The following is a 14,549-nucleotide window of genomic DNA, read 5'->3' as shown; positions in this document are numbered from 1 at the left end:
GCCGGAAACCCGGGCGGACCCGGGCAAAGAGAGCGACGCGGCACAGCGCCGTACGGTTGCGCGCGTAGACCATATCGGTAGCGGTCACCGCCCAATTGACCTTCTGTCAACAATGCGGAAACGATTTCACTCGCCGGTCGAACCGTCCACCAGTTCGCGCAACAAATCCGCGTGACCGTTGTGTCGCGCGTACTCCTCGATCATGTGCACCAGGATCCAGCGGAGCGTCACCTCCTGGCCGTGGCGCGGCCGCTTGCCGACGGTCTCCAGCGGCAGACCGGCCGCGGCCCGGCGGGCGGCCTCGATCTCGGCGCGCCAGGTGGCGAAGTCCGCCGCGACGTCGGCGGTGGCCACGTTGTCGAAGTCGCCGTCCGGATCCGCCTCGGTCCAGTAGTGGCCGGTGGCGACCTCCGCGCCCAGCAGGACGCCCTGGAACCAGTGCCGTTCCACCTCGGCCATGTGCCGGACCAGGCCGAGCAGCGAGAGCGAGGACGGCGGGACGGAGCGCAGTCGCAACTGGTCGTCGGTCAGGCCCGCGCATTTCAGGGCGAGCGTGCTGCGGTGGTAGTCGAGCCAGGAGGTGAGCATGGCGGCCTCGTCGGCGGCCATCGGCGGGTCCACCCGCGGGGTGAGTTCGGTCATGCCGACATCCTGGTCGCCGACGGCCCGCCGGTGCGAGCGAATTGTCGGCGGCGGGTGGGGGAGGGCGACGGCATCGGGCGGGACGGTGTCGGCCTGCTGCCCTGCGGCACGGGCTCAGGTCGTACGGGCCCGGAGGTGGGCCCGTTCGCCCTGCTGCCCGAACAGCACCAGGAGTTCGACCGTCCGCTCCCCGTCCGGTCCGAGCCAGTGCGGGACGCGGGTGTCGAACTCGGCCGCCTCACCGGCCCGGAGCACCAGGCTCTGGTCGCCGAGCAGCAGGCGCAGCCGACCGGAGAGCACGTAGACCCACTCGAAGCCGTCGTGGGTCCGCAGCTCCGGCTCGGTGCCCGGCCGGGGCGGGATCAGCAGCTTGTGGGCCTGGACGCCGCCGGGCCGGCTGAGCGGGACGTACGTCATGCCGTCCCGGACCACCGGGCGCAGGTGGATGCGCGGGTCCCCGGTGCGCGGCGCCCCCACCAGGTCGTCCAGGGGGACGCCGTGGACCTCGGTGAGCGGCAGCAGCAGCTCCAGGGTGGGCTTGCGGGTGCCGCCCTCCAGCCGGGAGAGGGTGCTCTCGTTGATCCCGGTCCGTTCGGCCAGCTCGGCCAGGGTCATCCCGCGCCGGTGGCGCAGCTCGCGCAGCCGGGGGCCGACCGCGTCCAGGACGTCCCGCCTCGTGTTGGCCATGGGGCCAGGTTGCCGAAACGGCACGGGGCCTTGCAAGTCCGGCAGGGGGCGGAGGAACGTCGGGGCATGAACAGCGACAGCCACGGCAACCGAAACCGCGTCACCCACTCCGACTCCGACACCGTTGTCGACACCGACTCCGCGACCTTCTGGGAGCGCCACTACGCCCGGCTCGACCCCGAGTGGGGCACCCGGCCCAACGCCGTCCTGGACGGCCTCGTCGCCGCTCTCGCACCGGACCCCGGCCGGGCGCTGGACCTGGGCTGCGGACACGGCGGCGACGCGCTCCGGCTCGCCGCCCTGGGCTGGGACGTCACCGCCGTCGACGTCGCCCGGACGGCCCTCGACCGGGTCGCCGAGCGGGCCCGGGCCGCCGGCCTGTCCGACCGGGTGCACCCCGTCCGGCACGACCTGGCGCGGACCTTCCCGGCGGGCTCGTTCGACCTGGTCAGCGCCTGCTACTTCCACACCCCGGTCGAGCTGCCCCGCGTCGAGGTGCTGCGCCGGGCCGCGGCGGCGGTAGCGCCGGGCGGGCTGCTGGTCGTGGTGGACCACGCCTCACTGGCCCCGTGGTCCTGGCAGGCCGGGCAGGACGTGCGGTTCCCCGCGCCGGAGGAGGAACTCGCCGCGCTGGAACTCGGCGAGGGCTGGCGCACCGAGCGCTGCCACGCGCCCCGCCGCACCGCCACCGGCCCGCAGGGGCGGACGGCGACCGTCACCGACAACGTCCTGGCGCTGCGTCGGGCCGCCTGACCGGCCGGAGCGGTACGGGGAGGGGCGGCGGTGGTCCTCGGTGTGGGTCAGCCGACGGGGCAACCGCCTTGGACGGGGATTCCCTGGGCTTCGAGATCGTGGCACGCCTGGACGGCGGCCGATCTGACCGGGTCGGGTCCAGGGGTGGGCTGGTTGGCCGCCGGGTCGGTGGTGAACAGCCACACCGGGAAGGCGGCGGGGATCAGTACCGATGCCCACCATGCCTTCTTGGAGTGGCCGGCGGCCTGCCCGGCGAACAGCTTCGAGGCGAGAGTGCGCTGATCGGCCGTCACACCCGCTCCCAGCGCCAGCCGTTGTTGTCCTCGCAGCGGATGGCGGCACCTTCGCCGTCGATGCCGCTCGCGCCGTGGTCGGAGCTTCGGCAGTACTCGCCGGGCTGGTAGCACTTGCGGCCGTTGGTCTGCGGGTAGCAGCTGCTCGCCGGGTGCGTGGCCCCAGCCGGCGGGGCCTGGGTGGTGTGGGCAGGTGCCGGGGCGGGCGGCGTATAGGTGGACTGCGGGGTCGGTGTGTTGCTCGGGGCCTCCGTGGCAGCGGTCGGCGCAGGCGTGGCCGGAGGCGGGTTGCTGCCGGCGGCCGAAGTCGAGGTGGTGCTCCTGCCCCCGCACGCGGCGGCGAGCACCATCAGGCCGACGAAGACGGCGAGGCAGCCGCCGCAGCCCTTCTTGGCGTTGCGGATGTTCCTGGCCTTGGCGTTCGGGTCGCCGGCCGGGGTCTGGTCGAGAGCCATCGTGATCTTTCTGGGGAGGGCATGAGGTGGCCCCGCTCCCGATCGGCGGAAGCGGGGCCCGGTACGACCTGGTACTACTGCTGCTGCTCGCGCAGGAGGCGGTTCTGCTCCTGGAGGAGCTTGGTCTGCACCTTCGCCTCCTTGGCCGCCTTCTTGGTATTGCGGGCCGTCTTCTCCTTGCTGCTGCGGAAGTTGACCGCGCCAAGGGTGGTGACAGAGGTGAGCTTGCGGAGGATTCCCACGGTGTTCCTTCCAGGGTGGGACAGGTGCCGACCAATGAACCTACTGGCGGGTAAATCTGGGGTGCACTGGATGAAGTGTCGAAGTTCGAGTGCATCGACAGCCGGCCAGGTGGATGACTGTTCAGTCGGGGAGGGGGAGTGCCCCGATGCGCGGGGCCGTCAGACGCCGAGGAGTACCGGGAGGACGGCCGCGCAGACATGGCCGTCGCGCAGCTCGGCGAGGGCGTCCCGGTTGTTGGTGGTCAGCAGGCCGGGCCGGCCGAACGCAGGGCCGAACCGCCCGCGAAGCCCACGCATCCGGTGACCTGCGGGCGGACGCTCCTACCGGAGAAAGGGGTCAGTCGGTACGCGCGCGACGGCGGGCGGCGTACGCCCGCCAGGCGCCGACCAGGCTGCCGAGCACCAGCAGGGCGATCACCCCGGCCGAGACCAGGAAGGCCGCCGAGCCGGGCTGGTCCGCGCTGGCGGCGGCGGTCACGTAGACGACGGTGGTCGGCACCACGCCGATCGCGGTGGCGAGGAGGAAGGGGAGGAAGCGGACCCCGGAGAAGGCGGCGCCGTAGTTCCCGGCCTGGAAGGGCAGGCCGGGGAGCAGCCGCAGCACCAGGACGCTGCGGAAACCCTGGTCGGTGAAGCGCTGGTCGAGGGCGCCGAGCACCTTGCCGCGCAGGTACGGCTTGAGGGCCTCCCGGCCCAGGCCCCGGCCGAGGCCGAAGGCCAGGGCCGCGCCCAGGGTGGTGCCGAGGACGGCGAGCAGCACGCCCTGCTGGATGCCCAGCAGCAGGCCGGCCACGGCGTTCAGCGCGGGGCGCGGGACGAAGGCGAGGGTGCCGACGGCGTAGACCAGGGCGAACAGCGGGGCGAACCAGTAGCCGGGCAGCCGGTCTGCCAGGCCGCCGGAGAGCAGGGCCGTCGGGCTCCACAGCAGCAGCGACCCGGCGCACGCCCCCAGCAGGACCACCAGCAGGCCGAACCGCCACCAGGCCGAGCGGCCCGCGGGCCGCTCGGTGGCCTCGACCGGTTCGGCGGGAGCGGCGGAGTCGGGAGGCGTGGCGGAGTCGGCGGGCGTGGTCAAGGCTGCGGGCACGCGCCGAGCCTAACCGGTCCCCGCCACGGGCCGGCCCGGGGTGCGCGGAGCGGTCCGCCGGTGGATCGCCCCGCCCGGGGCGTACCAGCCCGCCTTCTTCCGCACGGCCGCGCTCGGGTCCCCGGCGCGGGCCGCCGTCAGGGCCTCGGCGGCGCGGGCGTCGGTGTGGACGAACTTGCCGACCAGTTCGGCGGCCCGCGCCCGGACCCGGGGGTCGGGGTCGTCGGAGAGGTGGCGGAGGGCGGGTGCGAGGACCAGGCCCGCGCCCGGTGCGCAGGCGTCGTCCTTGCAGCGGTCGCAGGCCAGGGCGTGGAACGCGGCGATCCTGACCTCGGCGTCCGGGTCGTCGGCCATGGTGATCAGCCGGCCCATGGAGTCGGTGTCGACGAGATGGTCCAGGAGCCGGCAGCAGCCCTCCCGGACGGCCGCGCGCTCGTCGGCCAGGCCGGCCCGAATGGCATCGAGCGCGTCCGCCCCGCGCCGGAGCAGCTCCCGGTACGCGGCCACGGCGCGCTGTGGATCGCCCAGGCAGGCGACCAGGGCTTCGTTGTCAGTTCTCACGAATCCGAGCACGGCCCCAGTGTCGGTCCGCAAGACCCGCCCGGGCAAAGGGATTTCGCCCCGGTACGGCGGACCGCCAGGCGCTGGAGTGCGCCCGGCGGTCGGAGGTCGGAGGTCGGCGGCATGAGCGGGGAAGTCCCTGGGGAATCCCCGTCACAGCGTGGAGAGGTCCTTTCCGGAGGCATTCTCCGGCGACCCCGCGGTCACGTTCTCCCCGGCGGAATTCGGCTCGGCCCGGCGCAGGGCGCCGGCGCTCAGCAGGAGGGCGAAGGCGAGCAGGGTGACCAGGCCGAAGGAGACGGTCAGGGAGGTGGCCTGGGCGAGGGCGCCGATGACGGCGGGGGCGATCAGGCCGGAGGTGTAGGTGACGGTGGCGACGCCCGCGATGGCCTGGCTGGGGTTGGTGCCGATCCGGCCGGCGGCCGCGAAGGCGAGCGGGACGATCACCGCGACGCCGATGCCGATCAGGGCGAAGCCCGGGACGGCCAGCGCCGGGGTGTCGGCGGCCACCACCAGCACGCCGCCGAGGGTGGCGACGGCCCCGCTCAGGCGGCTGGTGCGGACGGCGCCGAGGCGGCGGACCACCGCGTCGCCGGCCAGCCGGCTGACCGCCATGGTGAACGCGAAGGCGGTGTACGAGGCGGCGGCCACGGTGGCCGAGGCGCCGGTGACGTCCTTGAGGTAGACGCCGCTCCAGTCCATCGAGGCGCCCTCGCCGAACACCGCGCAGAAGCCGACCAGGCCGATCACCAGCGAGCTGCGCGGCGGCAGGGCGAAGCGCGGCGGGGCCTCGGCCTCCGCGGGGGAGCGGAGGTCGGGCAGTCCGCGGCAGACCGGCTGGGCGAGGGCGAGCAGCACCACGGCGGTGACGGCCAGCTGGAGCCGGGCGTCCAGGGCGAGGTGGGCGGCCAGGATGCCGAAGCTGGAGGCCACCAGGCCGCCCGCGCTCCACATCCCGTGCAGTCCGGACATGATCGACCGGCCGAGACGCTGTTCGATCTCCACGCCCTGGGCGTTCATCGCGACGTCCGCCGTGCCGGCCGTGGCGCCGTACAGCAGCAGCACCGCGCACAGTACGGGCAGCGAGGGGGCGAGCGCGGGCAGGGTGAGGGCCAGGCACCAGAGCGAGAGCAGTCCGCGGACCGCCGCCCGGCCGCCGTAGCGGTGGACGACGCGCCCGGCCAGCGGCATCGCGAGGGAGGAGCCGACGGCGGGCATCACCAGGGCGAGGCCGAGCTGCCCGGGGGAGAGGTCCAGGTGGTCCTGGATCCACGGGATGCGGGTGACGAAGGTGCCGCCGACGGCGCCGTGCACGCCGAAGACCAGCGCGATGCTCCGGCGGGCGCGGCGTGGTTCGGCGAGTGGTTCGAGGGTCGTGACGGTCATGCTGCGTTCCCTCCCGGTCCTGGTGGTCGATAAACTATCAGGAAGGGACCCTGATAGAAACACTCTGGAAGGATGATCCGCCATGACCACCGCGCGTACGGCCACGCCGAGCACCGCCCGGGCGATCAACGACCGGTTGGCGCTCAACCTCCTGCTCGAACAGGGCCCCCTGACCGCGACCGAGCTGCGCGACCTCACCGGCCTCTCCCGGCCGACCGTCGCCGACCTGCTCGACCGCCTCCAGCGCACCGGCCTGGTCGCCGTCGTCGGCGAACGCGGCGAGCAGCGGCGCGGCCCCAACGCGCGGCTCTACGCACTGGTCACCTCCCGCGCCCACATCGCCGCCTTCGACGTCCGCGAGGGCGGCGTCAGCCTGGTCGTCGCCGACCTCGCCGGGCACACCCTCGGCACCGCCGAGATCCCCGTCGACAGCGACGCGCCCCCGGGTACGGCCGCGGCGATCGTCCGCACTCTGCGGGAGACCGCGCGCGGCGCCGGCGTCGAACGGCTGCACACCGTCGCCGTCGGCGCCCCCGGCCTGGTCGACCCCGCCACCGGCCGGCTGCACAGCACCGGCCAGCTCCCCCGCTGGCACGCCGAACTCCTCGCCGAGCTACGGGAGTTGCCCGACACCGAGGTGATCCTGGAGAACGAGGTCAACCTGGCCGGCCGGGCCGAGTACCGGGTCGGCGCCGCCCGCGACCGCGACACCTTCGTGCTGATGTGGCTCGGCCACAGCGTCGGCGCCGCCGTCATCCTCGACGGGCGGCTGCGCCGCGGCTTCTCCGGCGGCACCGGCGAGATCTGCTTCCTGCCCGTCCCCGGCGCCACCGGACTGCCCAGCGCCGACAGCTGCGAGGGCGGCTTCCACGGCCTGGTCGGCAGCGCCGCCCTGTGCGCGCTGGCCCGCGCCCACGGGCTGTCCGCCGACCCGGCCGACGACGCGGCCGCCGCCGAGGCCGTCGTGCGCGCCGCCCTGGCCGGCGGGGCGGCGGGTGCGGCCTTCCTGGACGAGCTGGCCGAACGGATCGCGCTCGGCGCGGCCAGCGTCTGCGTGGTGCTGGACCCCGGCTGCGTGGTGCTCGGCGGCGAGATCGGCCGGGCCGGCGGCGCCGAACTGGCCGGCCGGGTGGAGCGGTGCCTCGCCGGGCTCTCCCCGCTGCGCACCGAGGTGCGGGCCGGCACGGCGGGCGGCGGTGCCGTGCTCGCCGGGGCGGTGCTCACCGCCGGGGACGCCGTACGGCGGGACCTCTTCGGCGAGCCATAGCCCTGTTTTCCGTCCGCGTCCCCGGTACGGCAGGATGGCCGCCGGGGGCGCGTAACAATCCACCGGGGGGCGCGTAACAGTCCACCGGGGGCGCGTACCCCGCCGCTCGAACCACCGTCAGGAGTCGTACATGGGCCAGTCCGAGGTGCCGGTCAACCCGTACCGGATCGGCGAGGCGGCCGCGCTGCTCGGCGTCAGCGCGGACACCATGCGGCGCTGGGTGGATGCCGGGAGGCTCGCCGCGGTGCGGGACGAGCACGGGCACCGGATCATCCCCGGCGCCGAACTCGCCGCCTTCGCCCGGGAGCTGGCCGAGCCGGAGAACGCCGAGGCCGAGGGGCGCCCCTCCTCGGCGCGCAACCGCTTCCCCGGGATCGTCACCGAGGTGCGGCTCGGCGACGTGGCCGCCCAGGTGGAGGTGCAGGCCGGGCCGTTCCGGGTGGTGTCGCTGATCAGCCGGGACTCGGCGGAGGAGCTGAACCTCGTCCCGGGAGCACCCGCGACGGCGGTCATCAAGTCGACCAATGTGATGATCGAACGGCGCTAGCTGCGGTCTGCCGACGAGACCTCGAACCCTCGGACCCTCGGACTCTCGAACCCTCGGACCCTCGAACGAAAGGCCCGGATGAACCGCCCGAACCTGCCGACCACCCAGGCCGCCGTCCTGGCGATCGAGGCGGTCGCCGCCCGGCACGGCCGCACCGTCCGCGCCCAGCACGACATCGGCAGCGACCGCACCTTCGCCGGGCTGGTCGGCCAGGACGGCGAACCGGGCGCCATCCCGCACGAGGCCCTGCTGGAGTTCGACGGCAGCCCGCGCACCGCCGTCCGGCTGTTCACCCACGACGAGGCCGCCGTCACCGTCGAGGGCATCGCCTTCGACGTCCCGCGCGACAGCGTCCCGGCCTTCCTGAACTCGGTCTGGTCCGGCCTGGTGCACGTCAAGGTCCGCACCTTCCCGCCGTCCAGCACACTGATCGTCACCGTCCCCGGGGAATCCGGCTACCGCGAGGCCCTCGGCGTCCACGACCTCACCCCCTGGCTTTCTGGAAAGATCCGATGAGCATCCCCGCCGCCTCCGCCGCCGTTCCCGCCCGCGCCGACCGCCGCCCGGTGCTCGCCGTCGCCCACCGCGGCGACCCGTACCGCCACCGCGAGAACACCCTGCCCTCGGTGGAGGCCGCACTCGCCGCCGGCGCCGACGCCGTCGAGGTGGACGTCCAGCTCACCCGCGACCGGGTGCCCGTACTGCTGCACGACACCACCCTGGAACGCCTCTGGGGCGACCCGCGGTCGATCGGCCGGGTCACCACCGAGCAACTCGGCGAGCTGCGCCAGGGCGACCTGGCTGTCCCCACCCTCGCCGAGGCGATCAAGGCCGTCGCCGCGGCCGACGGCCCCCGACTGCTCATCGACCTCGACGAGCCCGGCCCCGCCGCCGCCACCTGGTCCGTCGTCACCGGACAGGGCGCCGAGGGCCTGGTCGCCTTCTGCGGACCCGCCACCGCGATGCTCGCCGTCCGCGCACTCAGCCCCGATGCCGAGATCGCGCTCACCTGGAAGCAGCCGCGGCTGCCCGCCCCCGACCTCCTGCGCGACCTGCGCCCGCGCTTCCTCAACCCGCCGTTCGGCCTGGTCACCCCCGACTTCGTCCGGGCCGCCGCCGACGAGGGGCTCGCCGTCTCCACCTGGACCGCCGACCTGCGCCGCACCATGCGCCGACTGCGCGACACCGGGGCCGCCTCCATCACCACCAACCGGATCTCCGTGCTGCGCTCGGTCCTGGACGGCCGCCGGTGACGGTGCGCGGTCCCCAGGTGCCCGACCCCCAGGAGCCCGACCCCCAGGAGCCCGGTCCCCAGGCGTCCGGCCCCCAGGTGCCCCGCCCCCGGGTGCTCGGCCCCCGGGCCCTGGGCCGCGCCCTGCTGGCCCGCCAGCACCTGCTCGCCCGCACCGACCGGGCACCCGCCGAGGTCATCCACCACCTCGTCGGACTCCAGGCCCAGGCCGTACCGCAGCCGCCCTACCTCGGGCTGCTCTCCCGGCTCGACGGCTTCACCCCGGACGGGCTGAGCACCCTGCTCGAACAGCGGGCGGCGGTCCGGATCGCGCTCCAGCGCGGCACCATCCACCTGGTCACCGCCCAGGACTGCCTGACCCTGCGCCCGCTGCTCCAGCCCGTCCTCGACCAGGCGCTGCGCACCACCTACGGCCGACGGCTCGCCGGACTCGACCCGACCGAGCTCGCCGTCGAGGCCCGCACGCTGGTCGAGCAGGAGCCGCGCACCTTCCAGCAGCTCGGCACGCTGCTGGCCGCCACCCGCCCGGACCGCGACCCGGCCGCGCTGGCCCAGGCCGCCCGCTGCCTGCTGCCGCTGGTCCAGGTGCCGCCGCGCGGGCTGTGGGGGCGCAGCGGCCCGGCCGCCCACACCACCGCCGAGGCCTGGCTGGGCCGCCCGCTGGACCCGGCGCCGCCGGACCGGGCGGACACGCCGGGCGGCTCGGGTGGCTCGGACGGGCCGGACCGGTTGGACGGGCTGGACGGGCTGGTGCTGCGCTACCTGGCCGCCTTCGGCCCGGCGAGCGCGGCGGACCTGCGGAAGTGGTCCGGCCTCGGTGGCCTCGGCCCGGTGCTGCGGCGACTCGCGCCGCAGCTGCTCACCTTCCGGGACGAGCAGGACCGGGTGCTGTACGACCTGCCGGGGGCGCCCCGCCCGGACCCGGACGTCCCGGCGCCGGTGCGGCTGGTCGCGCCCTTCGACAACCTGTTGCTCTCGCACGCCGACCGGAGCCGGGTGCTGCCGGAGCGGTACAAGGACCGGGTGATGACCCGCAACGGCCTGGTGCTCGGCACCCTGCTGGTGGACGGGCTGGTCGCCGGGACGTGGCGGTACGAGGGGCCGGAGGCGGGCGTGGTGGTCGAGCCGTTCGTCCGGCTGGCGCGGGCGGACCGCGCGGCGGCGGAGGCCGAGGCGGAGCGGGTGCTGGCCTTCGCGGGCGCGGGCGGACGGGTGCGGATCGAGGCGGTCGGCGAGGCGGTCGGCGAGGCGTAGAACGGGCGGATCGTCAGATTCTCTGCTGAGCTGGGTCGGGTCCGGACTCGTCGCCGCCGGACCCGATGACGATCCCGGCGGAGGTGGCCGTGTCCGTGGAGCGCCCGTCCGGTGGCCGGCCGGACCACCGCAGGCCGTACCTGATGCTGCCGCCCGCCGTGCGGCAGGCGGCCGCCTGGTCGGTGGCGGTGATCCTGCTGATCACCGTGGGCTCGCTGGTGGTGTTCGCGCTGGTCGAGCTGCGGGCCGCGACCGTGCCGTTCGTCCTGGCGCTGCTGGGGGCCTCGCTGCTGTACCCGGTGGTGCCCTGGATGGTCCGGCGGGGCGTCGGTCGGAGCTTGGCGGCCGGGCTGACCTGCGCGCTGCTGGTCGCGGCGGTGGCCGGGGTGATCGTCCTGCTGGTCAACTCCCTGGTGCACAGCGCCCCGCAGATCGCCGGCTCGCTCCCGGCGGCCGGCCGGCGGCTGGCCGAGTGGCTGGGGCCGTTCGGGGCGAAGGTCGAGCACGCGCTGGCCAACGCCAAGGGCGAGACCAACTCGCTGGTCTCGACGCTGACCAACGGCGTGCTGTCCGGCCTCGGCCTGCTCACCCAGTTGATCACCGGCGCGGTGCTGGCCCTGGCCCTGGTGTTCTTCTTCCTGCGGGACGGCCACCGCACCGGCGACAGCATCCGCGCCCACCTGCCCGGGCGCGGCGCCGAGACGGTGGTGGCCTGCGCCGTGCGGGCCTTCGAGGCGATGGCCGGCTTCATGCGCGGGACCACCCTGATCGCCCTGATCGACGCGGTCTTCATCACCGTCGGCCTGCTCGCCCTGGGCGTCCCCGGCGCCCCGGGCCTGGGCGCGCTGGTCTTCATGGGGGCGTACATCCCCTTCGTGGGCGCCTTCCTGTCCGGCACCGTCGCGGTGCTGGTGGCCCTCGCCGACGGCGGCCTGGGCACGGCGCTGTGGGCGCTCGGGGTGGTGCTGACGGTCCAGCTGATCGAGGGCAACATCCTGCAGCCGGTCATCCAGAGCCGGACGGTCGAGCTGCACCCGGCGACCATCATGGTCGCCGTGGTGGCCGGCTCCGGCATCGCGGGCATCATCGGCGCCCTGCTGGCGGTGCCGGTCTGCGCGGCCGGGATGGGCGTGATCTCGGTGCTGCGGGGGCTGGGCACCGACGCCGAGTGAAGTCGGTTGCCCGGGGCGGGCGGGCGTGCGATCATCACTAACGCGACGCCAGTCGCGATAGTTTGAGAGGGGTACGGGTGGAACTGATCGACGTGGCCGAGGCGGGGGACGGGCCGTACGGGATCACGGTGGGGCCCGACGGCGGCGTGTGGTTCACGCTCGTCCACGCCGGGGAGATCGGGCGGCTGGCACCGGACGGCTCGGTGCGGCGGTTCGGGCTCGGCGCGCCCCGGTGCGGGCCTTCGGTGATCACTGCCGGGCCGGACGGCGCGCTCTGGTACGCCGAGATGAACGTCGGCCGGATCGGACGGATCACGGTGGACGGCGAGGTCTCCTCCTTCGCGCTGTCGAGGACGGACGCCGGGCCGGGTGGGATCGTCACCGGGCCGGACGGGGCGCTCTGGTTCACCGAGGTCAACGCCGACGTGGTCGGACGGATCACCGTGGACGGCGAGGTGACGGAGTACCCGCTGCCCGTGGAGGGGGCGTTCCCGGCGCACATCACCGCCGGGCCGGACGGCGCGCTGTGGTGCGCGCTCAACCAGGCCGACGCGATCGCCCGGGTGAGCACCGACGGCGCGGTGACCGTCCACCCGCTGCCCACCGCCGGCACCGCGCCGGTCGGGATCACCGCCGGCCCGGACGGCGCGCTCTGGTACGTCGGGATCGGCGGCGGGCTGGTCGGGCGGATCACCGTGGACGGGGAGGTGACGGAGTACCCGCTGGCCGACCGGGACGCCAGGCCGCACGCGATCACCGCCGGCCCGGACGGGCGGCTCTGGTTCACCGAGTGGGCCGCCGGCCGGATCGGCGTGCTCACCCCCGACGGGCGGCTCGACGGGTACCCGATCCCCGGCTGGCGCGCGGAGCCGCACGGGATCACCGTCGGCCCGGACGGCGCGGTGTACACGGCGCTGGAGCGCGGGCAGCTCGCCCGGCTGACGGGCTGACGGGCTGACGGGCTGAACCTGGCCGGGGCCCGGGTCGGGAGGTCCCGGTCCCGGCCGGGAACTCGGGCCCAGCGGCCCCGGGCGGATGGGCCCAACGGCCCTGGGGTGCACGGGTCGTGCGTTCGGATCATGGATCGCCATCCATTCGCACGACGTTCCGAAGGAGCGCGTCCTTGAGCGCCACCCAGGCACCGGGCGACCCGTCCCCACCGCCAACGCCCGTGTCGGCAGGGCAGGTTCGGCCCCGCCGACCCGGCTCGGCCGTGATCAGGCTGCTGACCACCACCGACCACAAGACGATCGGCACCATGTACCTGGTGTCCTCGTTCGCGTTCTTCCTGATCGGCGGCATCCTCGCGCTGGTCATGCGCGCCGAACTCGCCCGGCCCGGAACGCAGATCCTCTCCAACGAGCAGTTCAACCAGGCCTTCACCATGCACGGCTCGGTGATGCTGCTGCTGTTCGCGATGCCGCTGTTCACCGGCTTCGCGAACTGGATCATGCCGCTGCAACTCGGCGCCCCCGACGTGGCGTTCCCACGCCTGAACATGCTCTCCTACTGGCTGTTCGTGTTCGGCTCGCTGATCGCCGCCGCGGGCTTCGCCACCCCGCAGGGAGCCGCGGACTTCGGCTGGTTCCTCTACGCGCCGCTCTCCGACGCCGTCCACTCGCCGGGCGTCGGCTCCGACATGTGGATCATGGGCGTGACGCTGTCCGGCTTCGGCAGCATCTTCGGCGCGGTCAACTTCATCACCACGATCATCTGCATGCGCGCGCCCGGCCTGACCATGTTCCGGATGTCCATCTTCTGCTGGAACGTGCTGCTCACCTCGGTGCTGGTGCTGCTGGTCTTCCCGGTGCTGGCCGCCGCACTGCTCGCGCTGGAGTGCGACCGCAAGTTCGGCTCGCACGTCTTCGACCCGGCCAACGGCGGGGCGATGCTCTGGCAGCACCTGTTCTGGTTCTTCGGACATCCCGAGGTGTACATCCTGGCGCTGCCCTTCTTCGGGATCGTCTCCGAGGTCATCCCGGTGTTCAGCCGCAAGCCGATGTTCGGCTACGCGGGCCTGATCGCCGCCACGGTGGCCATCGCCGGGCTCTCGGTGACGGTGTGGGCGCACCACATGTACGTGACCGGGCAGGTGCTCTTGCCCTTCTTCTCCTTCATGACCTTCCTGATCGCGGTGCCGACCGGCGTCAAGTTCTTCAACTGGGTCGGCACCATGTGGAAGGGCTCGCTGAGCTTCGAGACGCCAATGCTCTGGACGGTCGGCTTCCTGGTCACCTTCCTGTTCGGCGGGCTGACGGGCGTGCTGCTCGCCGCGCCGCCGATCGACTTCCACGTCTCCGACTCGTACTTCGTCGTCGCCCACTTCCACTACACGCTGTTCGGCACGGTGGTGTACGCGATGTTCGCCGGCTTCCACTTCTGGTGGCCCAAGATGACGGGCCGGAAGCTCGACGAGCGGCTCGGCCGGATCACCTTCTGGACGCTCACGGTCGGCTTCCACGCGACGTTCCTGGTGCAGCACTGGCTCGGCGCCCAGGGCATGCCGCGCCGCTACGCCGACTACCTGGCCTCGGACGGGTTCACCACTCTGAACACCGTGTCGACCATCGGGTCGTTCCTGCTCGGGCTGTCGATCCTGCCGTTCCTCTACAACGTCTGGAAGACCGCCAAGTACGGCGAGAAGGTCAGCTCGGACGACCCCTGGGGCTGGGGCCGCTCGCTGGAGTGGGCCACCTCCTGCCCGCCGCCCCGGCACAACTTCGTCAAGCTGCCCCGGATCCGCTCCGAATCCCCGGCCTTCGACCTCCACCACCCGGACATCGCGGCCCGGGACGTGCTGGTGCACACCGGGAAGCCGGCGTCGTACCTGGGCGACGTGGAGCCGGTGAAGTACGACCGCCCGCTGAGCCGGGCGGAACGGGCCCGGGCCTCGTCCGTCGACGGCTGAGGCCCCGCCTCCTCGAACGCCGTTCCCGCCCGCGCCGCTGCCC

At 74.0% G+C, this 14,549-nt stretch carries 18 protein-coding genes; 9 read left to right on the top strand and 9 right to left on the bottom strand.

The features are described 5' to 3' along the window. Window positions 1-126: 126 nt before the first annotated feature. Both ACIQWA_RS02750 and ACIQWA_RS02745 read right to left on the bottom strand, forming a co-directional pair. Window positions 127-642: a DinB family protein gene (locus tag ACIQWA_RS02750; RefSeq protein WP_402477227.1), complete on the bottom strand. Its 516-nt coding sequence runs from the start codon at window positions 640-642 to the stop codon at window positions 127-129. Window positions 643-756: 114 nt separating this feature from the next. Then, window positions 757-1,329 (bottom strand): helix-turn-helix domain-containing protein, encoded by a 573-nt coding sequence (locus tag ACIQWA_RS02745; RefSeq protein ID WP_402477225.1) that lies wholly within the window; start codon window positions 1,327-1,329, stop codon window positions 757-759. 66 nt (window positions 1,330-1,395) lie between these two features. Between ACIQWA_RS02745 and ACIQWA_RS02740 the strand changes: the two genes are divergently transcribed. After that, entirely contained in the window at window positions 1,396-2,082 is a 687-nt protein-coding gene (locus ACIQWA_RS02740; protein ID WP_402477222.1) for an SAM-dependent methyltransferase, read from the top strand. Between the two features lie 47 nt (window positions 2,083-2,129). Here the strand turns inward: ACIQWA_RS02740 and ACIQWA_RS02735 are convergent, their stop codons facing one another. The 7 genes from ACIQWA_RS02735 to ACIQWA_RS02705 all read right to left on the bottom strand — a co-directional run bounded on the left by ACIQWA_RS02735 (window position 2,130) and on the right by ACIQWA_RS02705 (window position 6,106). After that, on the bottom strand, window positions 2,130-2,375 hold the full coding sequence (locus ACIQWA_RS02735) for a hypothetical protein (RefSeq protein ID WP_402477219.1): 246 nt from the start codon (window positions 2,373-2,375) through the stop codon (window positions 2,130-2,132). After that, a complete protein-coding gene (locus ACIQWA_RS02730) occupies window positions 2,372-2,830 on the bottom strand; it encodes a hypothetical protein (RefSeq protein WP_402477216.1) in 459 nt (152 codons plus the stop codon). Before ACIQWA_RS02730 ends, ACIQWA_RS02735 begins: the two co-directional genes overlap by 4 nt. Before the next feature lie 74 nt (window positions 2,831-2,904). After that, window positions 2,905-3,072: a hypothetical protein gene (locus tag ACIQWA_RS02725; protein WP_402477214.1), complete on the bottom strand. Its 168-nt coding sequence runs from the start codon at window positions 3,070-3,072 to the stop codon at window positions 2,905-2,907. 159 nt (window positions 3,073-3,231) lie between these two features. Next, window positions 3,232-3,369, bottom strand: a complete 138-nt coding sequence (locus ACIQWA_RS02720; protein WP_402477211.1) for a hypothetical protein — start codon at window positions 3,367-3,369, stop codon at window positions 3,232-3,234. 40 nt (window positions 3,370-3,409) lie between these two features. Next, the gene (locus ACIQWA_RS02715) at window positions 3,410-4,159 is read right to left on the bottom strand and encodes a TVP38/TMEM64 family protein (RefSeq protein ID WP_402477208.1); all 750 of its coding nucleotides are present in this window, start codon (window positions 4,157-4,159) and stop codon (window positions 3,410-3,412) included. Between the two features lie 9 nt (window positions 4,160-4,168). Further along, a complete protein-coding gene (locus ACIQWA_RS02710; protein ID WP_402477207.1) occupies window positions 4,169-4,720 on the bottom strand; it encodes a HEAT repeat domain-containing protein in 552 nt (183 codons plus the stop codon). 153 nt (window positions 4,721-4,873) lie between these two features. Then, window positions 4,874-6,106 carry an MFS transporter gene (locus ACIQWA_RS02705; protein WP_402477205.1) on the bottom strand — a complete coding sequence of 411 codons (1,233 nt, stop codon included), beginning with the start codon at window positions 6,104-6,106 and terminating at the stop codon, window positions 4,874-4,876. An 82-nt stretch (window positions 6,107-6,188) separates the two neighbouring features. On the opposite strand from ACIQWA_RS02705, the gene ACIQWA_RS02700 reads away from it, so the two are divergent. The 8 genes from ACIQWA_RS02700 to ctaD all read left to right on the top strand — a co-directional run bounded on the left by ACIQWA_RS02700 (window position 6,189) and on the right by ctaD (window position 14,506). Then, window positions 6,189-7,373, top strand: a complete 1,185-nt coding sequence (locus ACIQWA_RS02700) for an ROK family transcriptional regulator (RefSeq protein ID WP_402477203.1) — start codon at window positions 6,189-6,191, stop codon at window positions 7,371-7,373. 130 nt (window positions 7,374-7,503) lie between these two features. After that, on the top strand, window positions 7,504-7,920 hold the full coding sequence (locus ACIQWA_RS02695; protein ID WP_402477200.1) for a molybdopterin-binding protein: 417 nt from the start codon (window positions 7,504-7,506) through the stop codon (window positions 7,918-7,920). Between the two features lie 78 nt (window positions 7,921-7,998). Continuing rightward, entirely contained in the window at window positions 7,999-8,436 is a 438-nt protein-coding gene (locus tag ACIQWA_RS02690; RefSeq protein WP_402477198.1) for a hypothetical protein, read from the top strand. After that, window positions 8,433-9,173 carry a glycerophosphodiester phosphodiesterase gene (locus tag ACIQWA_RS02685; protein WP_402477195.1) on the top strand — a complete coding sequence of 247 codons (741 nt, stop codon included), beginning with the start codon at window positions 8,433-8,435 and terminating at the stop codon, window positions 9,171-9,173. Before ACIQWA_RS02690 ends, ACIQWA_RS02685 begins: the two co-directional genes overlap by 4 nt. A 17-nt stretch (window positions 9,174-9,190) precedes the next feature. Further along, window positions 9,191-10,426: a winged helix DNA-binding domain-containing protein gene (locus tag ACIQWA_RS02680; protein ID WP_402477193.1), complete on the top strand. Its 1,236-nt coding sequence runs from the start codon at window positions 9,191-9,193 to the stop codon at window positions 10,424-10,426. Window positions 10,427-10,515: 89 nt separating this feature from the next. Further along, window positions 10,516-11,598: an AI-2E family transporter gene (locus ACIQWA_RS02675; protein ID WP_402477191.1), complete on the top strand. Its 1,083-nt coding sequence runs from the start codon at window positions 10,516-10,518 to the stop codon at window positions 11,596-11,598. A 77-nt stretch (window positions 11,599-11,675) separates the two neighbouring features. Next, window positions 11,676-12,548: a virginiamycin B lyase gene (locus ACIQWA_RS02670; protein WP_402477189.1), complete on the top strand. Its 873-nt coding sequence runs from the start codon at window positions 11,676-11,678 to the stop codon at window positions 12,546-12,548. Window positions 12,549-12,814: 266 nt separating this feature from the next. Beyond that, window positions 12,815-14,506, top strand: a complete 1,692-nt coding sequence (gene ctaD, locus ACIQWA_RS02665; protein ID WP_402477864.1) for a cytochrome c oxidase subunit I — start codon at window positions 12,815-12,817, stop codon at window positions 14,504-14,506. The last annotated feature ends 43 nt before the right edge of the window (window positions 14,507-14,549 follow it).

This window comes from Kitasatospora sp. NPDC098652, assembly GCF_044760155.1.
In the GTDB taxonomy this organism is placed as follows: Bacteria; Actinomycetota; Actinomycetes; order Streptomycetales; family Streptomycetaceae; genus Kitasatospora.
The sequence above is the reverse complement of the archived record's forward strand: the minus strand, read 5'-3'. Positions and strand labels throughout refer to the sequence as shown.

What these genes read in the sequence shown, in the direction of transcription:
- ACIQWA_RS02750 (WP_402477227.1), bottom strand. Translation starts at nt 642, where the DNA reads ATGACCGAACTCACCCCGCGGGTGGACCCGCCGATGGCCGCCGACGAG.
- ACIQWA_RS02745 (WP_402477225.1), bottom strand. Translation starts at nt 1,329, where the DNA reads ATGGCCAACACGAGGCGGGACGTCCTGGACGCGGTCGGCCCCCGGCTG.
- ACIQWA_RS02740 (WP_402477222.1), top strand. Translation starts at nt 1,396, where the DNA reads ATGAACAGCGACAGCCACGGCAACCGAAACCGCGTCACCCACTCCGAC.
- ACIQWA_RS02730 (WP_402477216.1), bottom strand. Translation starts at nt 2,830, where the DNA reads ATGGCTCTCGACCAGACCCCGGCCGGCGACCCGAACGCCAAGGCCAGG.
- ACIQWA_RS02720 (WP_402477211.1), bottom strand. Translation starts at nt 3,369, where the DNA reads ATGCGTGGGCTTCGCGGGCGGTTCGGCCCTGCGTTCGGCCGGCCCGGC.
- ACIQWA_RS02705 (WP_402477205.1), bottom strand. Translation starts at nt 6,106, where the DNA reads ATGACCGTCACGACCCTCGAACCACTCGCCGAACCACGCCGCGCCCGC.
- ACIQWA_RS02700 (WP_402477203.1), top strand. Translation starts at nt 6,189, where the DNA reads ATGACCACCGCGCGTACGGCCACGCCGAGCACCGCCCGGGCGATCAAC.
- ACIQWA_RS02695 (WP_402477200.1), top strand. Translation starts at nt 7,504, where the DNA reads ATGGGCCAGTCCGAGGTGCCGGTCAACCCGTACCGGATCGGCGAGGCG.
- ACIQWA_RS02690 (WP_402477198.1), top strand. Translation starts at nt 7,999, where the DNA reads ATGAACCGCCCGAACCTGCCGACCACCCAGGCCGCCGTCCTGGCGATC.
- ACIQWA_RS02685 (WP_402477195.1), top strand. Translation starts at nt 8,433, where the DNA reads ATGAGCATCCCCGCCGCCTCCGCCGCCGTTCCCGCCCGCGCCGACCGC.